The organism is Weissella viridescens (assembly GCF_014789145.1).
GTDB classification, from domain to species: domain Bacteria; phylum Bacillota; class Bacilli; order Lactobacillales; family Lactobacillaceae; genus Weissella; species Weissella viridescens.
On sequence record NZ_CP061835.1, the window covers coordinates 1,126,679 to 1,147,337 of the forward strand.

20 protein-coding genes are annotated in these 20,659 nt (G+C 41.4%); 1 reads left to right on the forward strand and 19 read right to left on the reverse strand.

What is annotated here, in order from left to right; all coding sequences use genetic code 11:
• Positions 1-64 precede the first annotated feature (64 nt).
• The 19 genes from IE337_RS05560 to IE337_RS05650 form a co-directional block, all read right to left on the reverse strand.
• A complete protein-coding gene (locus tag IE337_RS05560) occupies positions 65-406 on the reverse strand; it encodes a YlbF family regulator (RefSeq protein WP_057744298.1) in 342 nt (113 codons plus the stop codon).
• Between the two features lie 53 nt (positions 407-459).
• A complete protein-coding gene (locus IE337_RS05565) occupies positions 460-2,544 on the reverse strand; it encodes a PBP1A family penicillin-binding protein (protein WP_243185578.1) in 2,085 nt (694 codons plus the stop codon).
• A gap of 15 nt (positions 2,545-2,559) precedes the next feature.
• Positions 2,560-3,015 carry an arginine repressor gene (gene argR / locus IE337_RS05570; protein WP_072152654.1) on the reverse strand — a complete coding sequence of 152 codons (456 nt, stop codon included), beginning with the start codon at positions 3,013-3,015 and terminating at the stop codon, positions 2,560-2,562.
• A gap of 113 nt (positions 3,016-3,128) precedes the next feature.
• Positions 3,129-4,814, reverse strand: coding sequence for an arginine--tRNA ligase (argS, locus tag IE337_RS05575; protein WP_057744307.1), 1,686 nt, complete (start codon positions 4,812-4,814; stop codon positions 3,129-3,131).
• Positions 4,814-5,167: a hypothetical protein gene (locus IE337_RS05580; RefSeq protein WP_191136105.1), complete on the reverse strand. Its 354-nt coding sequence runs from the start codon at positions 5,165-5,167 to the stop codon at positions 4,814-4,816. The genes argS and IE337_RS05580 overlap by 1 nt, the downstream gene beginning before the upstream one ends.
• An 83-nt stretch (positions 5,168-5,250) precedes the next feature.
• Complete coding sequence (locus tag IE337_RS05585; protein WP_191136106.1) at positions 5,251-6,795, reverse strand: UDP-N-acetylmuramoyl-L-alanyl-D-glutamate--2,6-diaminopimelate ligase; 1,545 nt, start codon at positions 6,793-6,795, stop codon at positions 5,251-5,253.
• A 15-nt stretch (positions 6,796-6,810) separates the two neighbouring features.
• Positions 6,811-7,401 (reverse strand): non-canonical purine NTP pyrophosphatase, encoded by a 591-nt coding sequence (locus IE337_RS05590; protein ID WP_191136107.1) that lies wholly within the window; start codon positions 7,399-7,401, stop codon positions 6,811-6,813.
• 1 nt (position 7,402) lies between these two features.
• Positions 7,403-8,692 carry a bifunctional folylpolyglutamate synthase/dihydrofolate synthase gene (locus tag IE337_RS05595; protein ID WP_191136108.1) on the reverse strand — a complete coding sequence of 430 codons (1,290 nt, stop codon included), beginning with the start codon at positions 8,690-8,692 and terminating at the stop codon, positions 7,403-7,405.
• Between the two features lie 72 nt (positions 8,693-8,764).
• Positions 8,765-9,715: a diacylglycerol kinase gene (locus IE337_RS05600; RefSeq protein ID WP_191136109.1), complete on the reverse strand. Its 951-nt coding sequence runs from the start codon at positions 9,713-9,715 to the stop codon at positions 8,765-8,767.
• A gap of 72 nt (positions 9,716-9,787) precedes the next feature.
• Positions 9,788-11,233 carry an Asp-tRNA(Asn)/Glu-tRNA(Gln) amidotransferase subunit GatB gene (gene gatB, locus IE337_RS05605; RefSeq protein ID WP_191136110.1) on the reverse strand — a complete coding sequence of 482 codons (1,446 nt, stop codon included), beginning with the start codon at positions 11,231-11,233 and terminating at the stop codon, positions 9,788-9,790.
• Positions 11,233-12,690, reverse strand: a complete 1,458-nt coding sequence (gene gatA / locus IE337_RS05610; protein ID WP_191136111.1) for an Asp-tRNA(Asn)/Glu-tRNA(Gln) amidotransferase subunit GatA — start codon at positions 12,688-12,690, stop codon at positions 11,233-11,235. The genes gatB and gatA overlap by 1 nt, the downstream gene beginning before the upstream one ends.
• Positions 12,690-13,004, reverse strand: coding sequence for an Asp-tRNA(Asn)/Glu-tRNA(Gln) amidotransferase subunit GatC (gene gatC / locus IE337_RS05615; protein ID WP_371190482.1), 315 nt, complete (start codon positions 13,002-13,004; stop codon positions 12,690-12,692). Before gatC ends, gatA begins: the two co-directional genes overlap by 1 nt.
• A 13-nt stretch (positions 13,005-13,017) precedes the next feature.
• Positions 13,018-14,388: an RsmF rRNA methyltransferase first C-terminal domain-containing protein gene (locus IE337_RS05620; protein WP_191136112.1), complete on the reverse strand. Its 1,371-nt coding sequence runs from the start codon at positions 14,386-14,388 to the stop codon at positions 13,018-13,020.
• A 107-nt stretch (positions 14,389-14,495) separates the two neighbouring features.
• Entirely contained in the window at positions 14,496-15,317 is an 822-nt protein-coding gene (locus IE337_RS05625) for an HAD-IIB family hydrolase (protein WP_057744332.1), read from the reverse strand.
• 154 nt (positions 15,318-15,471) lie between these two features.
• On the reverse strand, positions 15,472-16,425 hold the full coding sequence (locus IE337_RS05630; protein ID WP_191136113.1) for a DUF4097 family beta strand repeat-containing protein: 954 nt from the start codon (positions 16,423-16,425) through the stop codon (positions 15,472-15,474).
• A 4-nt stretch (positions 16,426-16,429) separates the two neighbouring features.
• Complete coding sequence (locus IE337_RS05635) at positions 16,430-17,062, reverse strand: HAAS signaling domain-containing protein (protein WP_057744337.1); 633 nt, start codon at positions 17,060-17,062, stop codon at positions 16,430-16,432.
• Positions 17,062-17,370, reverse strand: a complete 309-nt coding sequence (locus IE337_RS05640; protein WP_057744340.1) for a PadR family transcriptional regulator — start codon at positions 17,368-17,370, stop codon at positions 17,062-17,064. The genes IE337_RS05635 and IE337_RS05640 overlap by 1 nt, the downstream gene beginning before the upstream one ends.
• 140 nt (positions 17,371-17,510) lie before the next feature.
• Complete coding sequence (locus IE337_RS05645) at positions 17,511-18,500, reverse strand: aldo/keto reductase (RefSeq protein ID WP_191136876.1); 990 nt, start codon at positions 18,498-18,500, stop codon at positions 17,511-17,513.
• 27 nt (positions 18,501-18,527) lie between these two features.
• On the reverse strand, positions 18,528-19,499 hold the full coding sequence (locus tag IE337_RS05650) for a ribose-phosphate diphosphokinase (RefSeq protein WP_227067228.1): 972 nt from the start codon (positions 19,497-19,499) through the stop codon (positions 18,528-18,530).
• A gap of 223 nt (positions 19,500-19,722) precedes the next feature.
• On the opposite strand from IE337_RS05650, the gene IE337_RS05655 reads away from it, so the two are divergent.
• Positions 19,723-20,658, forward strand: coding sequence for a dihydroorotate oxidase (locus IE337_RS05655; RefSeq protein WP_057744347.1), 936 nt, complete (start codon positions 19,723-19,725; stop codon positions 20,656-20,658).
• Position 20,659: the final 1 nt, after the last annotated feature.

The window sequence follows — 20,659 nt, forward strand, 5'->3', positions numbered from 1 at the left end:
TAATGTGTTACTTGATTATCATACCATTTTATGGCAAATTAATCAAAATTTTAATTAAAGAGCATTAATCTTGATACAAATCCGCAATTGGCTTTGTCAATGTGTTGTTGATTTCCATCAACAATTGGTTCATAGCTTGTTCTGATTCCATCAACTTTTCAATGGCATCATATTCTTCAATCTCTTGTGCAACAGTTTGCCATGCTGCAATTTGGGCTTCATCAGGTTCTTCACCAGCTTGCATGGCATCGTTAATTGCAATTTGGGCTGATTGGAAACGAGTGAAGACTTCGTTGGTCTTTTCGTCTTCACGAACAGCCTTAAGGGCTTCAGCCAAGTTCTTGTATTGTGGTGTTTCTACCAAATCACGTGCTGCAGCATTGACGTTATCAAAAATATTAACCATCTTAATTTCCTCTTTTCATTGATTGCCTCTATTATGGCATACCCTAGGTTCTTTTAAAAGTTTCCGATCAAATCCGACCAAGCCTTTTTTGCCCCACGATTAAAGCTATCAATGGTATCTTGTGTGCCCTTACGGATCTTGTCGGTAATTCCATCTGAAACATCATTAGCATTTTGGCTTTGCGCTGCTTGTCGTTCTTTAGCAGCCTGCTTTTCTGCCATTTGTTCGCGAACACTTTTCACATTGAATGGTGTGTTAGGCGTATTCGGTAAAACTTGTTCAAGGGTTTGTTTCATCAACGGTCCGGCCGTTTGACTGAGATAAATCGGTAATGTATGTGACGCGTCCGTTTTATCGTATCCCATCCAAGTTGTCACGACAACATCTGGTGTATACGCAATTGCCCATGAATCCGTTGCATTTGTTGCAGATGAATCTTCGCCACTAACCTCAGTTGTCCCGGTTTTACCAGCGACTTTAAAGCCATATGGATTGGCAGAAACACCTGTTCCATCGGTATAAACCCCCAGCATCATTGACGTCATTTCCTTAGTAACCTTACTACTCCATAAACGCTTTTGCTCTGGTTTGGTGTCAACAATCACCTTACCTGAAGCGTCTTCGATTTTAGTAATAAAGTGACCCTTACTCATCTTTCCATCATTTGCGAAACTGGTATAGGCCTGTGTCATTTGAAGGGGTGATACTCCCTTCTTCATACCACCAATCGCCAACGACAAATTGTCATCAGACTTTTCAACTGGTAACCCAGCATCTTCGGCACTCTTAAAGCCAACCTTTGTACCGATTTGATCTAATAGCCAGACCGCTGGAATATTATATGAATTTTCAAGCGCTTGATACATTGGCACTGGTTTTGTTTGCACATCCAGAGCATTGTGTGGTTCATAACCATTTGTTCCAAATGATGAAACTTGGTTTTTCAATTTTGAGTCGACTGAGAAACCACGTGATAACGCTGGTGCATAATCGACCAACGGCTTAATCGTTGAACCTGGTGACCGGTACATCTGTGTGGCTCGATTAAACCCGCGGAACACGTGCTCTCCTCGTCCACCAACCACAGCCCGAACGCCTCCAGTTTTAGCATCCATGACAATTGAAGCAGCTTGAGAATCGCCACCCACAGGATTCAAATTTGGATTTTCAAAATTATTCTGTAAATTCGTTTGATCATCTTGATTCAAACTCGTGTAAATACGATATCCATCATTTAGAAGTTTATTTTCTTTTAGATGATATTTACCGATGGCCTCATTAATCACGGCATCAAAGTATGATGGGTAACGATAACTATTATCGATACGTTCATGATCACTCGCACCAATTGGTGTTTTAGCAATGGCATCAGCATCTGATTGCGACAACTTATGGTTATTAACCAAATTTTGGAGCACTTGGTTGCGTCGATTAAGCGCAGCTTCAGGCTGACTAATTGGATCATAACCATTGGGTGACTGTAACATTCCCGCCAACATGGCTCCCTGTTCGACGTTCAAATCCTTGGCATCTATGCCAAAATATTTTTCAGCCGCATCTTGGACACCCCAAGCACCACGGCCAAAGTAAGCATTATTCATATACATTGTAATAATGTCATTTTTGCTATACTCTTTTTCAACTTGAACCGAGAGAAACAATTCCTTAATTTTACGACTAATCGTTTGGTCTTGCGTCAAAAAAGCATTCTTAACCAATTGTTGCGTGATGGTTGATCCACCTGCCGAAGCATGGCTACCCTTCAGACGATAATAAACTGTTGTTAAAGCGCCACGCAAAGTTCCCTTAAAAGAAAATCCGTATTCTTTGTAAAAATTACGATCTTCTGTCGCAATAATTGCGTTGGTCACATTTGATGAAATTTGGTCGTATCCAACATATGTCCCTTTTTGACCAGCAATTGAACCTGCTTTTTTATTTTCATGATCGTAAATAATGGTCGAATCTCTTAGACGGGCCTTTAAATCACTCACATCAGTTGTTTTAGCATTGAACGTCCCGAGGGCACTGATGATAAAAAAAAGCGTTAAAAACAGCACAATTAACCAACGGGTAATCTGATAACGTTGCCAAATTGGCTTAATGCGCGCAAATCCTTTTTTAAACCAGTTTTTCATCTTTCTCTCCATATCTTAAAGCCAAGCTTGAATGGTCTCAGCCGTTCGCTTAGCTTCGTCGGCATTGTGTGTCATCACAAAGATCGTGTCATGACCGGCCAATGTACCGACAATATATTTAAAATTGACATGATCAATTAAAGCAGCAATTCGATTACCATTTCCTTCAGCTGTCTTTAGAATCACCATAAACTCAACTTGTTCCACAGAATTCACTAATTGCGTCACGTTTAATTTTAGTTGGCTTAGCTCATCCGCTGCATACGGTTCTAAAACCTGGTAACGATTTAACCCATTTTCATCTGTATGTCGTACGATTTTTAATTCGTTAATATCTCGGGAGACCGTGGCTTGTGTCACGCTATACCCCGCCTCTTTTAAGGCATCCATCAACTTTTCTTGCGAATCAATCACATTTTTTGAAATAATATCCAAAATTTTAAGTTGGCGATCTTGTTTTTTGGTTGGCATGTTTACATCCTCAATGTTCATTCTTGGTAAAAAACCGACGCCGTTCCACTCAAATGAGTAAAATGATGTCGGTTTTATATCAGCAAATCATTGCATATGCTTCAACGCATCGACTACATTTCCTTAGGTGCTTTAACCCCTAACAAACGTAATGACTCTGTCAAAACTTGTGACACGGACTTAACCAATGCCAGACGTGCATTTAACTCTGCATCATCTTTTAAAATAACTGAGTTAGCATAGTACTTGTTGAAAGCACGTGCCAAACTCAAAGCATACTTGGCAATAACAGAAGGTTCATACTCACGCCAAGCGCGCTTAAGTGTATTAGGGAACTCTGCCAATAACTTTTCAACTTCCCAAACCGCATCATCAGTAATTGTTAATTCATCCATTACCAATTCAGGGTTACCAGCCTTACGCAAAATTGATTGCGCACGTGCATTTGTATACTGCACATATGGACCAGTGTCACCTTCGAAACGAACAACGTCTTCAAGCTTAAAATCAAAGCTCTTCGTACGCTCATTCATTAAGTCGTGGAAGACAACTGCGCCCACCCCAACTTCGTGGGCAACTTCTTCTTTATTTGGTAAGTCTGGGTTTTTTTCTTCGATTTGTTCTTGTGCTAGCTCAACAGAATCATCCAAAACGTCCTTCAATAAAATAATGCGTCCTGAACGTGTTGAAAGCTTCTTACCATCAACTGTAATCAAACCAAATGAAACGTGTTCAATCTCATCCGCCCAATCAAAGCCCATCTTTTTCAAGACAGCCTTCATTTGTTGGAAGTGCTCGCGTTGTTCGCCACCGACCACATAGAGCGACTTTACGAAGTTGTAGTTACGCTTACGGAAAATGGCAGCCGCCAAATCACGGGTCATATATAGTGTTGCCCCGTCAGTTCGCTTAATCATGGCGACATTCAAATCTTCATCATCTAGATTGACAACTTGAGCACCTTGAGATTCTTCAAGCAAGCCCTTATCTTCAAGCATATCTACAACTTCATCCATCTTATCGTTGTAGAATGACTCACCATTAAATGAATCAAACTCGATATCAAGTTCATCATAGATATCCATGAATTCCTTCAAAGATTCATCACGGAACCACTTCCATAGATGAGTTGCTTCTTCATCTCCATCTTCAAGCTTCTTAAACCAGGCACGACCTTCATCGTTCAACGCTGGATCTTTTTCAGCCTCTTCGTGGAATTTCACATAATACTTAACCAAGGTGTTAATTGGATCAGCTTTAACTTCTGCTTCTGAACCCCAACGCTTGTACGCTGAAATCAACTTACCAAACTGCGTTCCCCAATCACCAAGGTGATTAATTTTAATTGGTTGGTAACCATTGGCGCGTGAGATTTCTGCCAATGAATTTCCGATAACTGTTGAACGGAGATGTCCCATTGACATTGGCTTAGCAATGTTTGGTGATGACATATCAATTGTGACGTGTCCTGCTTCACCATCAGTATTGTGGCCGTAGTTCTCATTCAACAAAACGTCACGCAAGAAGTTTTGCCCTGCTTGCGCCTTGTCTAAGAAGAAATTAACGTATGGGCCAGCTGCTTCAACTGTCTCAAATTGACTTTGGTCAATTGCATCAACAATTGCAGCGGCAATTTGATTTGGCGCTTGATGGCGAGATTTTGCTAAAGTAAATGTTGGAAAGGCAAAATCTCCCTTACTTGAATCCTTTGGAATCTCAATTTTGCTTAAGATATCTGTTTGACTCATTTCGTCAACCGCAGGATCAAGAACTTGCGCAACAAGTGCTTTATAGTCCATTAATTTTCCTCCTCAGTTTCAGTTTCTTCATCGTCGTCTTCGTCTTCATCCAAAATACCAGCTGGTGCTTCTTCCTCTTCCTCGTCATCTTCATCATCTGATGGACGTGGTGCTGGGTTATCAGTCTTCTTCAAGATTTGTGCATCAGACATACGGACAACGGCACGTTGGTTATATTCATTAACAGTTGCTGTATCTTCCGGGTCAAAATCTGTAATCAAAATCATGATTGAGTGCTCGTAAATTTTTTCAACAATCCCTGAAAAATCATGTTCAAAGTTGGCAAACTTTTTTCCTGAAACGTAATCACCAATGTCAAATTCTGATGTGTTTTCAATAGGTTCTTTAGCCATGTGCTACGTACCCCTTTTCTATTTTTTAACTCTTATTTTCACTGCATTAATCTTTGTATTATACCAAACAATGGCTGTTAATTCTACTCTGGTTCGTTAGCCAATTCGTTCACGACACGCTGAGCAATCGACCAATCATTCTCATATGGTGTATCGACACCGTCAATTTTCTGGTATTCATCAAGACCTTTACCCGCCAAAACGACAACATCATTGGGGCCAGACGCTTGAATGGCTTCAGTTATCGCCTTAGTACGATCTAATTGTTCGATAATTTGGACCTTATCAGCATCAATATTTGCTGCAATTTCAGCATTAATGTCGGCAGGGTTTTCATATTGTGGATCATCACTCGTTAAGTAGGCCACATCGGCCCCTTCATTAATGGCTTGTCCAATTCCAGGGCGACGTGAAACACCCTTATTTCCAGGCGCACCCACCACAATCGCCAATTTATCAACGCGCTCGTTAGCGCGGACAAACTGTAACAAAGCAGCGATTGAAGCATAATTATGCGCATAATCAACATAAATCGTACCGTGTTCAGCACTTGTTAACTCTTGCATGCGACCAGGTACTTTCACTTCGTTTAAAGCAGTTCGCATTGCTTCAGGATCTGCCCCAACTAAACGCGTGGCAATCATCGCTGCCGTTGCATTACCTTGATTAAAGTCACCTGGCATATCCAAGTCGTACTCACCATCAAGCTCGAGAGCTTGACCCTGTTGTCCATGCGCACTTACTGCAAAAGTGCTACCTTGCAAGTCTTCACGGACAGTCCGATATGACATATCGGCACCCATATCTTCATCGGCATCTGTATGTTCTTGCGCATATAGCCAAAGACCATCCTTTGGTACGGCCATTTCAGCACGTTCAATTAATTGTCCAAAGTGGTCTGAATCCGCATTTAAAACAATTTGATCAGAGTGATCAAATAGCTCCATTTTGCACTCTAAATAATCTTCAAACGTTGGGTGCTCATTTGGACCAATGTGATCGGGACTGATATTTAAGAAAATACCCACGTCATATCGCAACCCATAGACACGTTCTTTTTTATAAGCTTGTGAGGATACTTCCATGACCATGTGCGTCATGCCATTTTCTACGGCTTCAGCCATCCAACGGAACAAATCTAATGATTCAGGTGTCGTCAAGTGAGCGCGATAATGGAATTTAGGATCAGTTCCAGTTACCACAGCTAAAGTTGAAGATAGGGCCACTTTGTCCCCTGTTGCTTCACGTAAAATTTCATAAGCCATATAGGCACTTGAGGTTTTACCTTTCGTACCAGTTATCCCAATTAAAGCAAGTTTATCTTGTGGTCGGTCGTAAAAAGCCATACTCAAGATGCTCATCGCAGCAGCCACATCATCTACGACCCACGTTGGTAAGTCTAATGTTTCAGTAAAATCAACTGGCGCAATAACCGCAGTAACACCCTTCGCTTTAGCATCAGCTAAATATTCGGGCTTAAAATTCCCCTTGATAAAAAACAAAGTATCCGCAGTCACATCATTTGAATTATAAGCTAGATGTTGGATGGCCCCTTCAAAATCAGGCGCAGACAGCACCAAACTTTCATCAGCTAAATAATTCGTAATTTGTTCTCCAGTAAGTGCCATGTGCAAAGTTCTCCTCTAATCCTTGTTTAAAGCTTTCATAATTGTTTGGACAGCACGCCCGCGAGCGGCATAATTAACACGCTGTGTAATCGGCATTTCACCCAAAGTTGCACCCGTCTCAGTCTCTACAATGGCATCTAACCCATTTGCACCTCGGGGGCTATTTGCTATTTTGACACCGCCTTTAGCCTGTGTCGTTAGTATCTGCCCATCCGGAAGCACCATGTAAAAATCAGACTGCAAGTACCCTGAACGGTCAGTTACCGTATCAACCATGTCTAAAACATATTGATTAATTTCAGCATCCGTCTTTAACGCATGGGCTTTAAATTCACGCATTGTCGTTACCCCGAAGTGTTCCGGCAACGCTGGCACAAATAAGGCCGAATCATCCGCTAAAATCATTTCATTTGGCAACAAAGCGTGAATCGTGCTAGCTTTCATTTTAACATTTTCCACCATGTTATCAGTTGTTTCTTTAGGAAAAGTTATTTGCGCATGTAATTCACGATAATTTACAACTGGTTGTTCATACAACGCAAAAAATTCTGCAATTTCAGCTGTTTTATGTGTGTTATTAGATGCAATCACAATTGGTTTGCGCATTTTAAGCTCCTTCATGGATTGCTTTCAACGTGTAAAATGATCCCGTTACCAAAATCATGGCTTGCGTACTTTCACGAGCTTGACCCGCTAATGAAAGTGCCGCAGCAGGATCATCTGCAACATCGACATTCACATTACTCATCATCACAATTTTAGCTGCTAATTCATCTGCTGACATCGCAGTTGGCGCATCTGGCGTTACCGTAATCACTGAATCAGTAAATGGCAAAAGTTCATCTAACATTTCATGCCAATTATTGTCTTTAAGAAAACCGAGGACCATTAAGGGTTTCGCTTGTAAGTGCCACGCTTTTAGTGAGTCAACTAAGCTCGCCACGCCACTAGCATTATGGGCGCCATCGTACAAAATATTCTGATCTGCGTCATACTCCATACGTCCTTCAATTTTAACGCGCGACAGAGCTTCGACGAGATCAACATCTTTGATATCAGCGCCATTTTGCTTTAGGACATCTACAATTTGTAGCACCGTTGACAAATTTTGAATCTGATACGATCCTGTTAACGATAATTTAAGCCCCTTCAAATCGTTTACATTCAAGAGAAGGCCATCTGGCGCAGATTTCAAAAGCGTAATTTTCGGTTTGTGATCATACCATGTTGCACCAACCTTTGCGGTTGTTTCCTTAAGATACTGATTTACGGTAGCATCCTGACCCGGATAACTTACAACCGTTGAACCATGTTTAATCGCGCCCAGTTTGGTCTCGGTGATTTTCACTAAGTTGGTCTCTTGTTGTTCAAAATAATCTGGTGCAATTTTAGAAAAAGCGACCACTAATGGATTTTCAACAGCATTGGTTGGATCACATAAACCATGTTGGCCAGCTTCTAACACGACATAGTCAACTTGTTGTCGACCAAAATATTCCAATGCAATCAGAACCCACCATTCAAATTTTGTTAGAACGGTTGCATCACCACCATGACGATGAATTTCCCCTAAAATATTCTGATAACTCGCAATAAATTCTGTCTCATTAATTTCTTTTCCATCAATACTAATCATTTCACGATCATCATTAATCACCGGTGACGTAAAATGTCCAACTTTATAGCGAGTATGTTTAATGATGTCCGACAACATAATCCCCATCGAACCTTTTCCATTGGTGCCAACAATGTGAACAATTTTTAAACGGCGGTCTGGTTGACCGATCCAGCCTAAAACTTCATGAACAATGTTGGTACGCGTGCGATCACTGGCGTCAACGTCAGGACGCGCACTAATTTTTTTATTGATTTGTCGATAGACATCTGCAATTGGCATGCTAGCCCCCTTCATAAACTTGCTTCATAGCTTATGCCATTAAAAAACGTCCTATTTAAAGGACGCATCATGTTATAAGTCGACACTTGGTAAAGTGAATTGGTTATCAGTCATATCATCAACATTAGCCACCATTGCGATATGCGCATGATGATTCACAAAGTCAACTGGTGCATCACCACCATATTCACCATCCAAGTTAATCATAATCGGATTTTTATTATCACCCTCAGGAATGATTTTAACTTCATTTGACTTAACATACAAAATATTTGGATCATCCATATGCTTACCCTTAAGAGCTTCAGTCATAATCGCCATTAGTTCATTCAACTTGCTGGTTTTCAAAACCAACAACGTAAATTTACCATCATCCAATTTGGCATCAGGCACAATTTGCTCAAAGCCCCCAACGGAATTCGTTAAAGCTAAGAAGAAAAGTGATGACGGACCATCATACACACCATCATCATATTCAATGCGTAAATTCATTGGCCGAATTTGTGGCAGCATTTCAGCCCCTTTAACGACATATGCCAAGTAACCATACATCGACTTTAACTTAGACGGTACCGAATATGTTAGTTCTGATAATGAACCCCCGGCGGCAATATTCATAAAGTACTTATTATTGGCTTGCCCAATATCCATGCGGGCAGCTTTCTTTTGTAAGATGACTTTCGCTGCTTCTAATGGATTATCACGCGGAATGTGTAAAGCACGCGCATAATCATTCGTCGTCCCGGCTGGAATTACTGCCATCACTGGCCGTTTGTCCAAATCAGCAATACCATTGACGACTTCATTAATTGTACCATCCCCACCGGCAGCAACGATTAATTCAAAACCATCTAGGGCCGCACGACGTGCCTCGTTCTGGGCTGAGTTTTCTTCGGGAGTTGTCGCGAACGCACTTGTCTCATACCCGGCTAATTCATAAACATTTAAAATATCAACCAAATCTCGTCGAATTGCTTCACGTCCGGATGTTGGATTATAAATAATACGCGCTCGTTTTTTCATGCGTCATCTCCTTATTTTCATAACGTAGCATTATGTATTGCTGATTGTGCTTATCGCACAATCAACACTTTTTTATTCTGGTTTACGCGCTTGTAATGATGTCATCAAAAGTTGGTTAACAACACCTGGGTTCGCGTTTCCCTTGGTTGCCTTCATAATTTGACCAACTAAGAAACCAACTGCACGATCTTTTCCATTATGGAAATCAATAATTGATTGTTCATTGTTATCCAAAATCTCATCGATAATAGGTTGTAGTTCAGCTGGATCAGACATTTGCTTTAGGCCATTAGCTTCAACGAATTCAGCTGGGTTCTCACCCTTTGTAATCGCTGTGAAGACGCGCTTAGCCATCTTAGTTGAAATTGTACCATCATCAATCAATTTAATCATCTCAGCAAGATGATCTGGCGTCAATGCGGTATCTTGCAAGTCAACTTGCTTTTCATTCAAATATGCATTCACATCACCCATCAAGTAATTGGCTGCACGCTTAGGATTTGCACCAGCAGCAACAGTTGCATCAAAGAAGTTTGACATTTCAAGTGTTTGCGTTAAGACCTTGGCATCATATGGTTCAAGACCCAAATCATCCACATAGTGTTTACGACGGTCTGGGGCAGATTCAGGCAAGGCTGCAGCTACTTTTTCTACCCAAGCATCAGAAATATGCACTGGTGACAAGTCAGGCTCTGGGAAGTAACGATAATCATCCGCCGTTTCTTTCACACGCATCAACACGGTCTCACCTGTTGCTTCATCAAAACGACGTGTTTGCTGTTGAATGGTTCCCCCTGCCAAATAGATTTTAGCTTGGCGATCTTCTTCAAAGGCAAGTCCCTTACGCACATAGTTGAATGAATTCAAGTTCTTCAACTCGACCTTTGTACCGTATTCCTTTGAACCGACTGGGCGAATTGAAATGTTAGCGTCAACACGCATTGAACCTTCTTGCATCTTAACGTCAGAGATTCCAGTAAACTGGATGGCTTGACGCAAAGCTTCCAAATAGGCATAGGCCTCATCTGGTGTTGACATATCAGGTTCACTCACAATTTCAATCAATGGTGTTCCTTGACGGTTCAAGTCGACATATGAGTAACCATCAGTACCGTGAGTGTTCTTTCCGGCATCTTCTTCAACGTGTATTTCCGTAATACCGATGCGTTTTGTGCCACTCTCTAACTCAACATCAATCCAACCCTTTTGCCCGATTGGCTTTTGTTGTTGTGTAATTTGATAGGCTTTTGGATTGTCGGGATAAAAATAGTTCTTCCGATCCCAGTGTAAATCACGTGTAATTTCAGCATGTAAGGCCGTTGCAGCCATCATACCGTATTCCAAAGCGCCTTGGTTAGCTTGTGGCAAAACGCCAGGATAACCCCAATCAATCACGTTTGTGTTTTGGTTAGGTTCAGCACCATATCCGACTGGGGATGGTGACATTGCCTTAGAGTTAGTTTTTAATTCAACGTGGACTTCAAGTCCAATGGTTGTTTCAAAATTTGGTACAGCCATTACTTTGCACCTCCAGGGGTCTTTTCATATAGCTTTGTTGCTTGTTCAAAGGCATAACCAGCTTGATAAAGCTTTGCTTCTTGGAATTGATCACCAATAAACTGCATACCAACCGGCAAATCATTTGCAAAACCAGCATTTACAGACATACCTGGCAAACCAGCCATGTTAACTGGAATGGTCAAAACGTCATTCATATACGTAATTTCAGGATCATCTGAATTCTCACCGAAATCATACGCAACATTTGGCGCAGTTGGTGCCACAATCAAATCGTAGTCCGCAAAAACCTTTTTAAAGTCATTAATCATCAATGTCCGAATTTGTGCTGCCTTCTTAAAGAAAGCATCATATGAACCGGCAGAAAGTGAATAAGTTCCAAGCATAATTCGGCGCTTGACTTCATCACCAAAACCTTGTGAACGGGTTTGAACATATAAATCATCCAAATTCTTTACATTTTCAGCACGGAAGCCATAACGGATACCATCGAAACGTTGCAAGTTAGATGATGCTTCTGCAGAAGCCAAAATGTAGTAAGCCGCCACACCATACTTAGTGTGTGGTAATGATACCTCATCAACGGTCGCACCAAGTGACTTTAATGTTTCTAAACCAGCCATAATCGTTGCTTTAACTTCTTCAGAAACACCGCGACCAAAATATTCATCAGGCACAGCAATTTTCATACCCGTCAAATCAGTTGTTAAATCAGCTGCAAAATCTGGCACAGGTTGCTCTGAACTTGTTTGGTCCTTAGCATCCACACCTGCAAGTGCGGTCAAAACATGCGCATTATCCTTAACAGTACGTGACAAGACGCCCACTTGGTCAAATGATGACGCAAAGGCAATGACACCCCAACGTGAAATACGACCATATGTTGGCTTCATTCCCACCAAACCGTTAAAGGCAGCTGGTTGACGCACAGATCCACCAGTGTCAGTTCCTAACGCATAGGAAACTTGACCAGAAGCAACGGCTGCTGCTGATCCACCCGATGACCCCCCTGGAACCTTGGCTGTATTCCAAGCATTCTTTGTCTTTTTGAAATAAGACGTTTCGGTCGTTGAACCCATGGCAAATTCATCCATGTTCAGTTTACCAACACCAATGGCACCTGCGTCCTGCAACTTTTCGACAACTGTAGCGTCATAAATAGGAACAAAGTTCTCTAGCATGCGTGATGCAGCTGTTGTTTTAACACCGTTGGTTACGATGTTATCTTTAATGCCATATGGAATTCCAGCCAAAATGTTGTCGGCATCAATGCCAGCTTCATCTTGTGCCTTAGCGGCAGCTAATGCTTCTTCCTTCATAACCGTTAAGAAAGCGGCATACTCTGGATCAGTCGCATCAATATTGGCTAAAGTTGCTTCAACAAGCTCAGTGGCGGTAATTTCTTTATCAACAAGTTGTTGGTGTAACGTTTCTAAATCAGTGTGTAGAAAATCCATTAGTTTTCAGCTCCTTCATCAATGATCGTTGGCACCTTAATTAAGTTCCCTTCGCTTTCAGGGGCATTGGCAAGCAAGGCCTTAGTTTGGTTCGCATTAACAGCAACATCTTCACGCAAAACTGTCTGTGTCTCAATTGGTGAATACGTTGGTTCAACATTCGTTGTATCAACCTCAGCTAAAGTTGTCACCAAGTCAAAAATCTTATCTAGTTGTTCTGTCATCATGTCGGCTTGGGCATCATCCAAAGTCAACTTGGCCAAACCTGCAACATTTTCTACAGCTTGACGATTCAGTTTTTCTACTGCCATCATTCAATCTCCTTTGTTATTTCACTTCAGTTTGGGGTAAAAAGCGTAACCCTTTTGGGTAAAAATTCTTCATTTGGCCATTCACTAACTTACCAAAACCAACACCATTTTCAGCCATCGTCAGACTATACCAGCCATTATCTTGTGCTTGACTGACATCTACCATAAAGGTGTCCCCGTGTACATATTGTGCCCATTCTGTTGTTGTGAGCGCATAAGTCCGCTTAAAGTCGGTTGGGTTGGCCGCCAATGCATACGCTAGGCTTGGCTCAAAACGTTTCTTTTTAAAGGTTCCTAAGTGCAGTCCTGCCCGCAACACTTGCAACCCTTTGAGGTCAGGTGCTTCGTCAGGTAATGCATATAGTTGATCACCAAAAGCATACAAAATGCCTTCTGGCTGTCTTATCAGATTGGTTTGTGCAAATTCATCCCATAAACCACGTTGTTCAGCTGTTAGGTTTGGCCGTGCCGTCTTAACGGATTTAGCGATTTCATCCGAATCAGCTTTATGCAATTTCGCCATAAAATGACCTTCACCAGCAACATGGTTAGGAAATAACCGCACCGTATCGGCTAGAGCCGGATTACCGTCCGCCCATTCTGGACGGCCATCATCAATGCCATCAAACTTTTCAACGGGTACCACCGAAAATTCGGGATACTGTTCCAAAAGCCATGCAATAACTTGTTCGTCTTCTTCGGGAGCAAAGGTACATGTTGAATACACTAATGTACCACCCGGTTTAAGCATTTTTACGGTATCAACCAAAATTTCTTTCTGACGTTCCGCGTTTTCAGCCGGATATTCTGGCGTCCAATACTGAATCGCATCAGGATCCTTCCGAAACATTCCTTCCCCAGAACAAGGGGCATCTAAGACAATGGTGTCAAAGTACAGTGGAAACTTCTTAGCTAATGCAGTGGCATCATGATTAGTCACTAATGCATTGGCGACGCCGAAGCGTTCCATATTTTCACTTAGAATACCGGCTCGCTTCCGGTTAATTTCATTTGATACCAGTAGACCACTTTGCTTCATAAATGATGCTAAGTGCGTTGATTTTCCACCAGGCGCAGCTGCTAAATCCAGCACCTTACTACCTGGCGTTGGTTGCGCTAATTCTCCCACTAGTTGAGCAGAGGGTTCTTGCGAATAAATCACACCATCCGTATGGTCAATCGAATGCCCAGAAATCGCCCCATAATAACCCCACCGACTCCACGGCACACGCGGTCCTAATGGTGTATCAACAGGCTGATCATTCGGCTTTAAGGGATTCACCCGAAAGGCTTTGCTGGGTTGATCATCCAGTGCTTGAAAAAAAGCATCTGCATCAGCTCCGAGAAGCCGACGATATTTTTCTTTGAACGCTTCGGGTAACTGCATCGTTTAAACGCTCCTTTTTTAGCCTATTTTGTTATTAATTTTAACACAAAAAAAAGCCAAACTCACGTTAAGAGCTGACATTTTCGCTTTTATAAAATTAAAACTAACTAGACTAACTTTAAAACATTTTCAATATAATCAGCCAAGCCATCTTCATCATTTGTTTTACGTGTAACTGCTTCAACCACCGGTTCTAATTTTCGATTTCCGTTCTTCATTAGAATTCCGTGGGCTGCTCCACGTAGCATTTCATAATCATTCATTTCGTCACCGAAGGCGTACACTTGGTCAGGTTCAATATCGTACGCTTTTTGTAAGGCGGTTAGCGCCATATACTTATTCACATATTGCATACGTAATGAAACAATCGATGACCCTTGTCCCCAAGGTACTGCTTCAACGTCCTGGTCACCATAGGTTTCACGAACAAAATTAACAAACGCTGGTTGGTACTCTGGTGCAATATAAAACAACACTTCATTAAATCGTGCAGGTAGGTTATCGATGGTCAATAAACGTCGCTCTTTAACACTCATTGGAAAGAAAATTTGTTCCTCAGGACTGAGCACAATCCGTTCAGTTCGTCCCCAAGCATCTTCACGATTTTCACCCGCAATACCTTGAATATGGTGCACATCAAAAGCAATCATAATGCGGTATAAAATCTCACTTGAGAATGTAATACTATACTCCCCATCCCAACTTGTATTGGGCTTAAATCCAAGCCCACCATTAAAAGTCATCAATGGGGATGTTAGCCCAATTTGACGGTAAATTGGTTCAGAAACACGGGGTGAACGCCCCGTCACAATTGCGACAATATCCCCCTGGGCTTGGAGTGCTTGCAGAACAGCAATCGTATAATCTGATACCTGACCGGCTTCATTTAAAGTTGTATGATCCAAATCAATTGCAATTAGTTTTTTCATATTTATCATCCATTATTTTAGTTTGCATTGCCCACAAGATGGACATTAATAATTTTCAGATTAACTGATAGTTTCCGTTTATGCAAGCCTCTTGCACACCAAAACAACCAAAAAAAGATGGTTGCATTGAATGCAATCATCTTTTTAGTATTCATTAATAATCACTTGCATCATCAGAATCGTCGTCATCTGAGTCGTCTGGTAAACCAGCGTGTTCACTAAGTGCAATCGTACTATAGTTAGCATTGATTGTTAATGCTTGCTGTTGATTTCCACGCTTAACAGTATTATTTTCATCATCTTTATCAATTTTGATATAGTTGCCGTCTTTATCTTTGGCACCAGATTCAAATGTAATTTCTGACTTGGCATGTAGGTTATAGCCTGGAACTTGAACCTTATCAATGGCAACATGTCCATCGCGAAGGTTAATTGAACTTGCTTGATTTAACTTCAAACCAGACCCACTAACTCCCATATCACGACCGGTCACTTGCATCTTATCGAAAGTACTATTTTCGACATACATTCGTCCATCACTTGAATTCATATTCAAAGACTTGCTTTGGATATTCCGGATACGTGCACCACCATCTTGCATTTGCACCTTGATTTGATTGGCCTTGAAGTCATCCATAATCACGCCACCGTCTTTACCAGTCACATTTATTTGACTAATTTTAACATCCCTAGGCACTACAATCGTTGTATCACTTTCTTCATCATAATTATTGAAAGAGAATCCTGTATCAGAATCACCAAACATCATTACCATATTGTCTTGCGTGTTGTCTTTTGCGGTTACGTGTAACGTACCGTCTTTAACATTCACAGAACTTTGCTTGCCACCCCATGATGTTGTTTTCACTTGCCAACTATCAGTATCACCTTGCTTTAAGGTCACTTGTTGATTTTTAACATTTAGGTCAACGTTTTTAATATCATTCTTGGCAAAGTTTTGTTGATTTTTACGAACAGAAACGGTCTCTAATCCCTTCCCTTTTTCCCAAGAGATATTAAAATTCGATTCATTGAAAGTCGCACACATCAAAGCAACTCCCGCAACTGATAAGATACCACCAATAATTAAAGGCTTCTTTAATTTCATCTGACTACACCTCCTTTGATTGGTTGCCACGGTGATTTGACACCAACTTACGTCCCAACCACTTCATAAATTTAATAAACATTTCAAACATCCACTTTGTAATGTTCCAAATAATCGGTCCAAAAATAACCACTAACCCTGTCAACAACAAGCCGAGTCCACCAAAGAAGACGGCTGTTGGCACAGAGCTTGAGAACAATGAAAATCCAGCAAAAATTGAAGCCAGACCAGCACCCAAAACGCCAATGACACCGGCGTAGATTGAAAAAATCATCATGACAAAGGTAAATAGGATTCCCAAAATCATTGGAATTAAGAAGAGCGCCAAGAATACTAGCACTGGACTGGCCAATAGACCCAAGATAATCAACCAAATCATTTGGCTACGATTCTTTCCCTTGGCTTGTGGCGTAACGTCACTAGCTTGGCTAGTTTGTTCGTCGTCCAAGTTCATCGTATATTCCAAACGCAATGATCGTGCGAATTGTTTTGGCGTACCATATTTTTGTACCATTTCTTCAACGGTCCAGTTGGCATCCATCGCTTGTTCCTCATAAAATTGAATCATTTCTTCTTGATCTTGATTCGGTACACCATTCAAATAGTTGCGGACTTCCGCAAAGTAATCGTTAAACATTAACCTTCCTCCAAAAGTGAACTGACAGCTGTGTCAAAATCGGCCCAAGCTGAACGAATTTCAGCTAAGTGTTCTAACCCTGTTTCTGTGACGTGATAATACCGGCGAATGCGCCCTTCAAACGGTTCATCATAATTTGTTAAATAGTTATTCTTCTTTAAGCGACGTAAGACTGGATACATCGTTGATTCACTCACATTCAATTTCTCTTGAACGGTTTTTGTGATGATATAACCATATGTATCCTCCTTAGACAAAATTGATAAGACTGTGCCATCAAGAATTGTCGTTGGTACTTGAATATCCATATCATGTTTCCTCTCATACTGTTTTCGATATAATATATACTATATCATCTATAACATAACGTCAAGTCGGTTATACAAATTTATTTTAGAAAAACAAAAAAACGCCTAGGAAGCGTCTTCCTAAGCGTTTTTAAATTTAATTATTGTGCTAAAATACGATCGATTTCAGCCAATTCATCCTGGGTAAAGTTCATGTTACCTGCCACCTTCACATTGTCCAAAAGATGATCAACAGATGAAGCACCAATAACAATTGAAGCAACACGACTGTCACGCAAGAGCCAAGCTTCTGCCATTTGGGCCAACGTCTGGTTTCGGTTTTTTGCCAAGTCATTCAAAGCATTCAACTTAGCAACGGTTCCCTTAGGGTCGTCAGCAATAAATGAGTTTGAACGATGCAATGGCAAGTCGGCTGGGAAACCATCTAGGTAACGATCCGTTAACAATCCTTCTGCCAAAGGTCCATAAGCAATCAACCCGGCGTGATGTGCATCCAAAATATCTAACATATTATCTTGTTCCGCTTCACGATTGAACATATTGTATGACATTTGGTTTCCAATGAATGGCGTATGCAATTCTTCGAAAATTTCGGCAATCGCTTTTGTTTGCTCCGCAGTATAGTTTGAAACACCAACGTACAAAGCTTTACCTTGACGTACAAGTGAGTCAAGCGCTTCAGCTGTCTCACGTAAGTTCGTATTTGGATCCCAACGGTGGGCATAGAAAATGTCAACATAATCTAGGTGCATACGTTGCAATGACAAATCTAGTGCGGCTGTCAAAGTCTTCCGTCCTGAAAATTCGCCTAGTGGGCCAGGCCACATGTGGTAGCCGGCCTTCGTCGTAATAACTAATTCATTACGATAAGGCTTTAAATCACTTTGGAACACTGCACCAAACGTTTCTTCGGCGGTTCCATTTGAAGGACCATAATTAGAAGCATTATCAAAAGAAAAAATACCATTATCAAAGGCCTTCAACATCACTTCACGTGAATTAGCCAAAGGCTTTTGGTCGCCTAAATTACGCCATAGACCAAATGATAAGGCAGGTAAAATTAAACCAGAATCTGATACACGGCGGTATGGTAGAACATCATAGCGGTTATCTGCAGCTGCATAGACCATCATTATTTCTCCGTTTCTTCAAGTAACTTATAGTTTTACAGTAGGATTATTGTGTGACTTCAAAAGTTCATCTAGCGGCTCATTTTGGTGAATACGCTTAATCGCTTCAGCCAATAGTGGGGCCACTGACAAAACTGTTAATTTAGAAGATTGGTTTTCTGGTGCAATTGGCACCGTATCTGTGACCACAATATGGTCAATATTTGCATCATTCGCTAAGACACGTCCGGCATCCTTTGAGAAGACTGCGTGTGTTGAAACGGCGAAAACTTCGGTTGCTCCATTTGCCTTCAACGCCTTAGCTGTCATTTGCATACGACGGCCTGAATCGATGATGTCGTCAATAATGATGGCGCGACGCCCAGTCACTTCACCCACAATGGCATCAGGTGATTCTGGCATTACTGATGCCACTGAATCATTAATAACGCCCCAAGGTGATTCGAGCAAGTCCGCAAATTTACGGGCGCGACCGGCACCAGTATGATCAGGTGAAACGACCACCAAGTTTTCCGTCAACTTCCGTTCGAAGAAGTAATCTGAAAGGAGCGGTGCTGCCAACAAGTGATCGACAGGATTGTTAAAGAACCCTTGTAATTGATCGGCGTGGAAATCAACCGCCACAACGCGATCAACCCCATTCATTTCAAGTAATGACGCTACTAGTTTTGCCGTAATAGGCTCACGAGACTTAGCCTTACGGTCTTGACGACCATAACCAAAATAAGGAATAACGACATTAATTGTATCAACTGAGCTACGACGTAAAGCATCAACGGCAATCATAATCTCCATAAACGCATCATTGGCTTCCGTTGCAATTGGAGCAATGATAAAGACATCATCCCCACGTACACTTTCCAAAATACGTTCATAGATTTCGCCATCAGCAAAGCTGGCTTGATCAATTTGTCCTAAAGACATATGTAATTCGTCAGCAACTTTTTTTGCTAACGCATGGTTCACTGACAAACCAAATAATTTTAATTCAGATGACACAGGCTCTTCCTCCAATATATCTCTGCACTTAAGCTTTAACGTGTTCATAATATATTTTCATTTTAACAGATTTTCGCCATGCGTGCTATGTATCCCCACGAAATCGCTAATTACTTAAAACGTGTTAAATCGATTTAAACAAACTAGTTTTTTTACCTAGAAACTGGTAAAATAAGTAAAATCAATTTAAATGCAATTTACGCATACCCATAAGGAGAATATTATGACAACAATGACTGCGAGCATTGCCGGCTTTACTTTTGACGATATCTTGTTAAATGCGGCTGGAGTGTATTGTCAAACAACCGAAGAATTGGATCAAATTCTTGAAGCCCCAGGGGCAGGCTCACTGGTAACTAAAAGCGCTACCCCAATGGAACGTCCTGGAAACCCTGGCGTCCGTTATGCCGATATGGCCTTGGGATCAATCAATTCAATGGGTCTCCCAAATTTGAGCTTAGATTATTACTTGGAATATGCAATTGCCCACCAAGCTGATAAGCCACTCTTTCTGTCAATTGCTGGACTATCAAAGGATGATAATCTACAAATGTTGCGTGAAATTCAAGCTTCAGACTTTAATGGTTTAGTTGAATTGAACCTTTCATGCCCGAATGTACCTGGTAAGCCACAAACCGGTTACGACTTTGACACGACCCGACAAATTTTGACGGAGGCTTTCACATTCTTTAAGAAGCCTTTGGGTGTTAAGTTGCCGCCCTACTTTGATATTGCGCACTTCGATATGATTGCGGCCGTCCTTAACGATTTCCCATTAGCTTTCGTTAACACGATTAACTCAATCGGTAACGGGTTGATGGTTAATCCTGACACTGACACCGCTATGATTGCACCTAAAGGTGGGTTTGGTGGTCTTGGCGGTGCTATCGCCAAGCCAACTGCTTTAGCAAATGTTCGCGGCTTGCGTCAACGTTTGAACCCTGAAATCAAAATCATTGGAACCGGTGGTGTTAAAGATGGCCGCGATGTCTATGATTTGATTTTATGTGGGGCTGACCTCGTTTCAGTCGGAACAACATTACACCAAGAAGGACCTACAGTTTTCAATCGTTTAAAGCATGAACTGGAAACTGAAATGAAGGTCAAAGCGTATGACGATGTCGCACAATTCCGTGGACAATTGCAAACGCTTGATTAAT

What these genes read in the sequence shown, in the direction of transcription:
- argR (WP_072152654.1), bottom strand. Translation starts at nt 3,015, where the DNA reads ATGCCAACCAAAAAACAAGATCGCCAACTTAAAATTTTGGATATTATT.
- IE337_RS05630 (WP_191136113.1), bottom strand. Translation starts at nt 16,425, where the DNA reads ATGAAATTAAAGAAGCCTTTAATTATTGGTGGTATCTTATCAGTTGCG.
- gatC (WP_371190482.1), bottom strand. Translation starts at nt 13,004, where the DNA reads ATGATGGCAGTAGAAAAACTGAATCGTCAAGCTGTAGAAAATGTTGCA.
- IE337_RS05585 (WP_191136106.1), bottom strand. Translation starts at nt 6,795, where the DNA reads ATGGCACTTACTGGAGAACAAATTACGAATTATTTAGCTGATGAAAGT.
- IE337_RS05635 (WP_057744337.1), bottom strand. Translation starts at nt 17,062, where the DNA reads ATGTTTAACGATTACTTTGCGGAAGTCCGCAACTATTTGAATGGTGTA.
- argS (WP_057744307.1), bottom strand. Translation starts at nt 4,814, where the DNA reads ATGGACTATAAAGCACTTGTTGCGCAAGTTCTTGATCCTGCGGTTGAC.
- IE337_RS05600 (WP_191136109.1), bottom strand. Translation starts at nt 9,715, where the DNA reads ATGAAAAAACGAGCGCGTATTATTTATAATCCAACATCCGGACGTGAA.
- IE337_RS05560 (WP_057744298.1), bottom strand. Translation starts at nt 406, where the DNA reads ATGGTTAATATTTTTGATAACGTCAATGCTGCAGCACGTGATTTGGTA.
- IE337_RS05625 (WP_057744332.1), bottom strand. Translation starts at nt 15,317, where the DNA reads ATGAAAAAACTAATTGCAATTGATTTGGATCATACAACTTTAAATGAA.
- IE337_RS05620 (WP_191136112.1), bottom strand. Translation starts at nt 14,388, where the DNA reads ATGCAGTTACCCGAAGCGTTCAAAGAAAAATATCGTCGGCTTCTCGGA.
- IE337_RS05655 (WP_057744347.1), top strand. Translation starts at nt 19,723, where the DNA reads ATGACAACAATGACTGCGAGCATTGCCGGCTTTACTTTTGACGATATC.
- IE337_RS05580 (WP_191136105.1), bottom strand. Translation starts at nt 5,167, where the DNA reads ATGGCTAAAGAACCTATTGAAAACACATCAGAATTTGACATTGGTGAT.
- gatB (WP_191136110.1), bottom strand. Translation starts at nt 11,233, where the DNA reads ATGGCTGTACCAAATTTTGAAACAACCATTGGACTTGAAGTCCACGTT.
- IE337_RS05595 (WP_191136108.1), bottom strand. Translation starts at nt 8,692, where the DNA reads ATGCCAATTGCAGATGTCTATCGACAAATCAATAAAAAAATTAGTGCG.
- IE337_RS05645 (WP_191136876.1), bottom strand. Translation starts at nt 18,500, where the DNA reads ATGGTCTATGCAGCTGCAGATAACCGCTATGATGTTCTACCATACCGC.
- gatA (WP_191136111.1), bottom strand. Translation starts at nt 12,690, where the DNA reads ATGGATTTTCTACACACTGATTTAGAAACGTTACACCAACAACTTGTT.
- IE337_RS05565 (WP_243185578.1), bottom strand. Translation starts at nt 2,544, where the DNA reads ATGAAAAACTGGTTTAAAAAAGGATTTGCGCGCATTAAGCCAATTTGG.
- IE337_RS05590 (WP_191136107.1), bottom strand. Translation starts at nt 7,401, where the DNA reads ATGCGCAAACCAATTGTGATTGCATCTAATAACACACATAAAACAGCT.
- IE337_RS05640 (WP_057744340.1), bottom strand. Translation starts at nt 17,370, where the DNA reads ATGGATATTCAAGTACCAACGACAATTCTTGATGGCACAGTCTTATCA.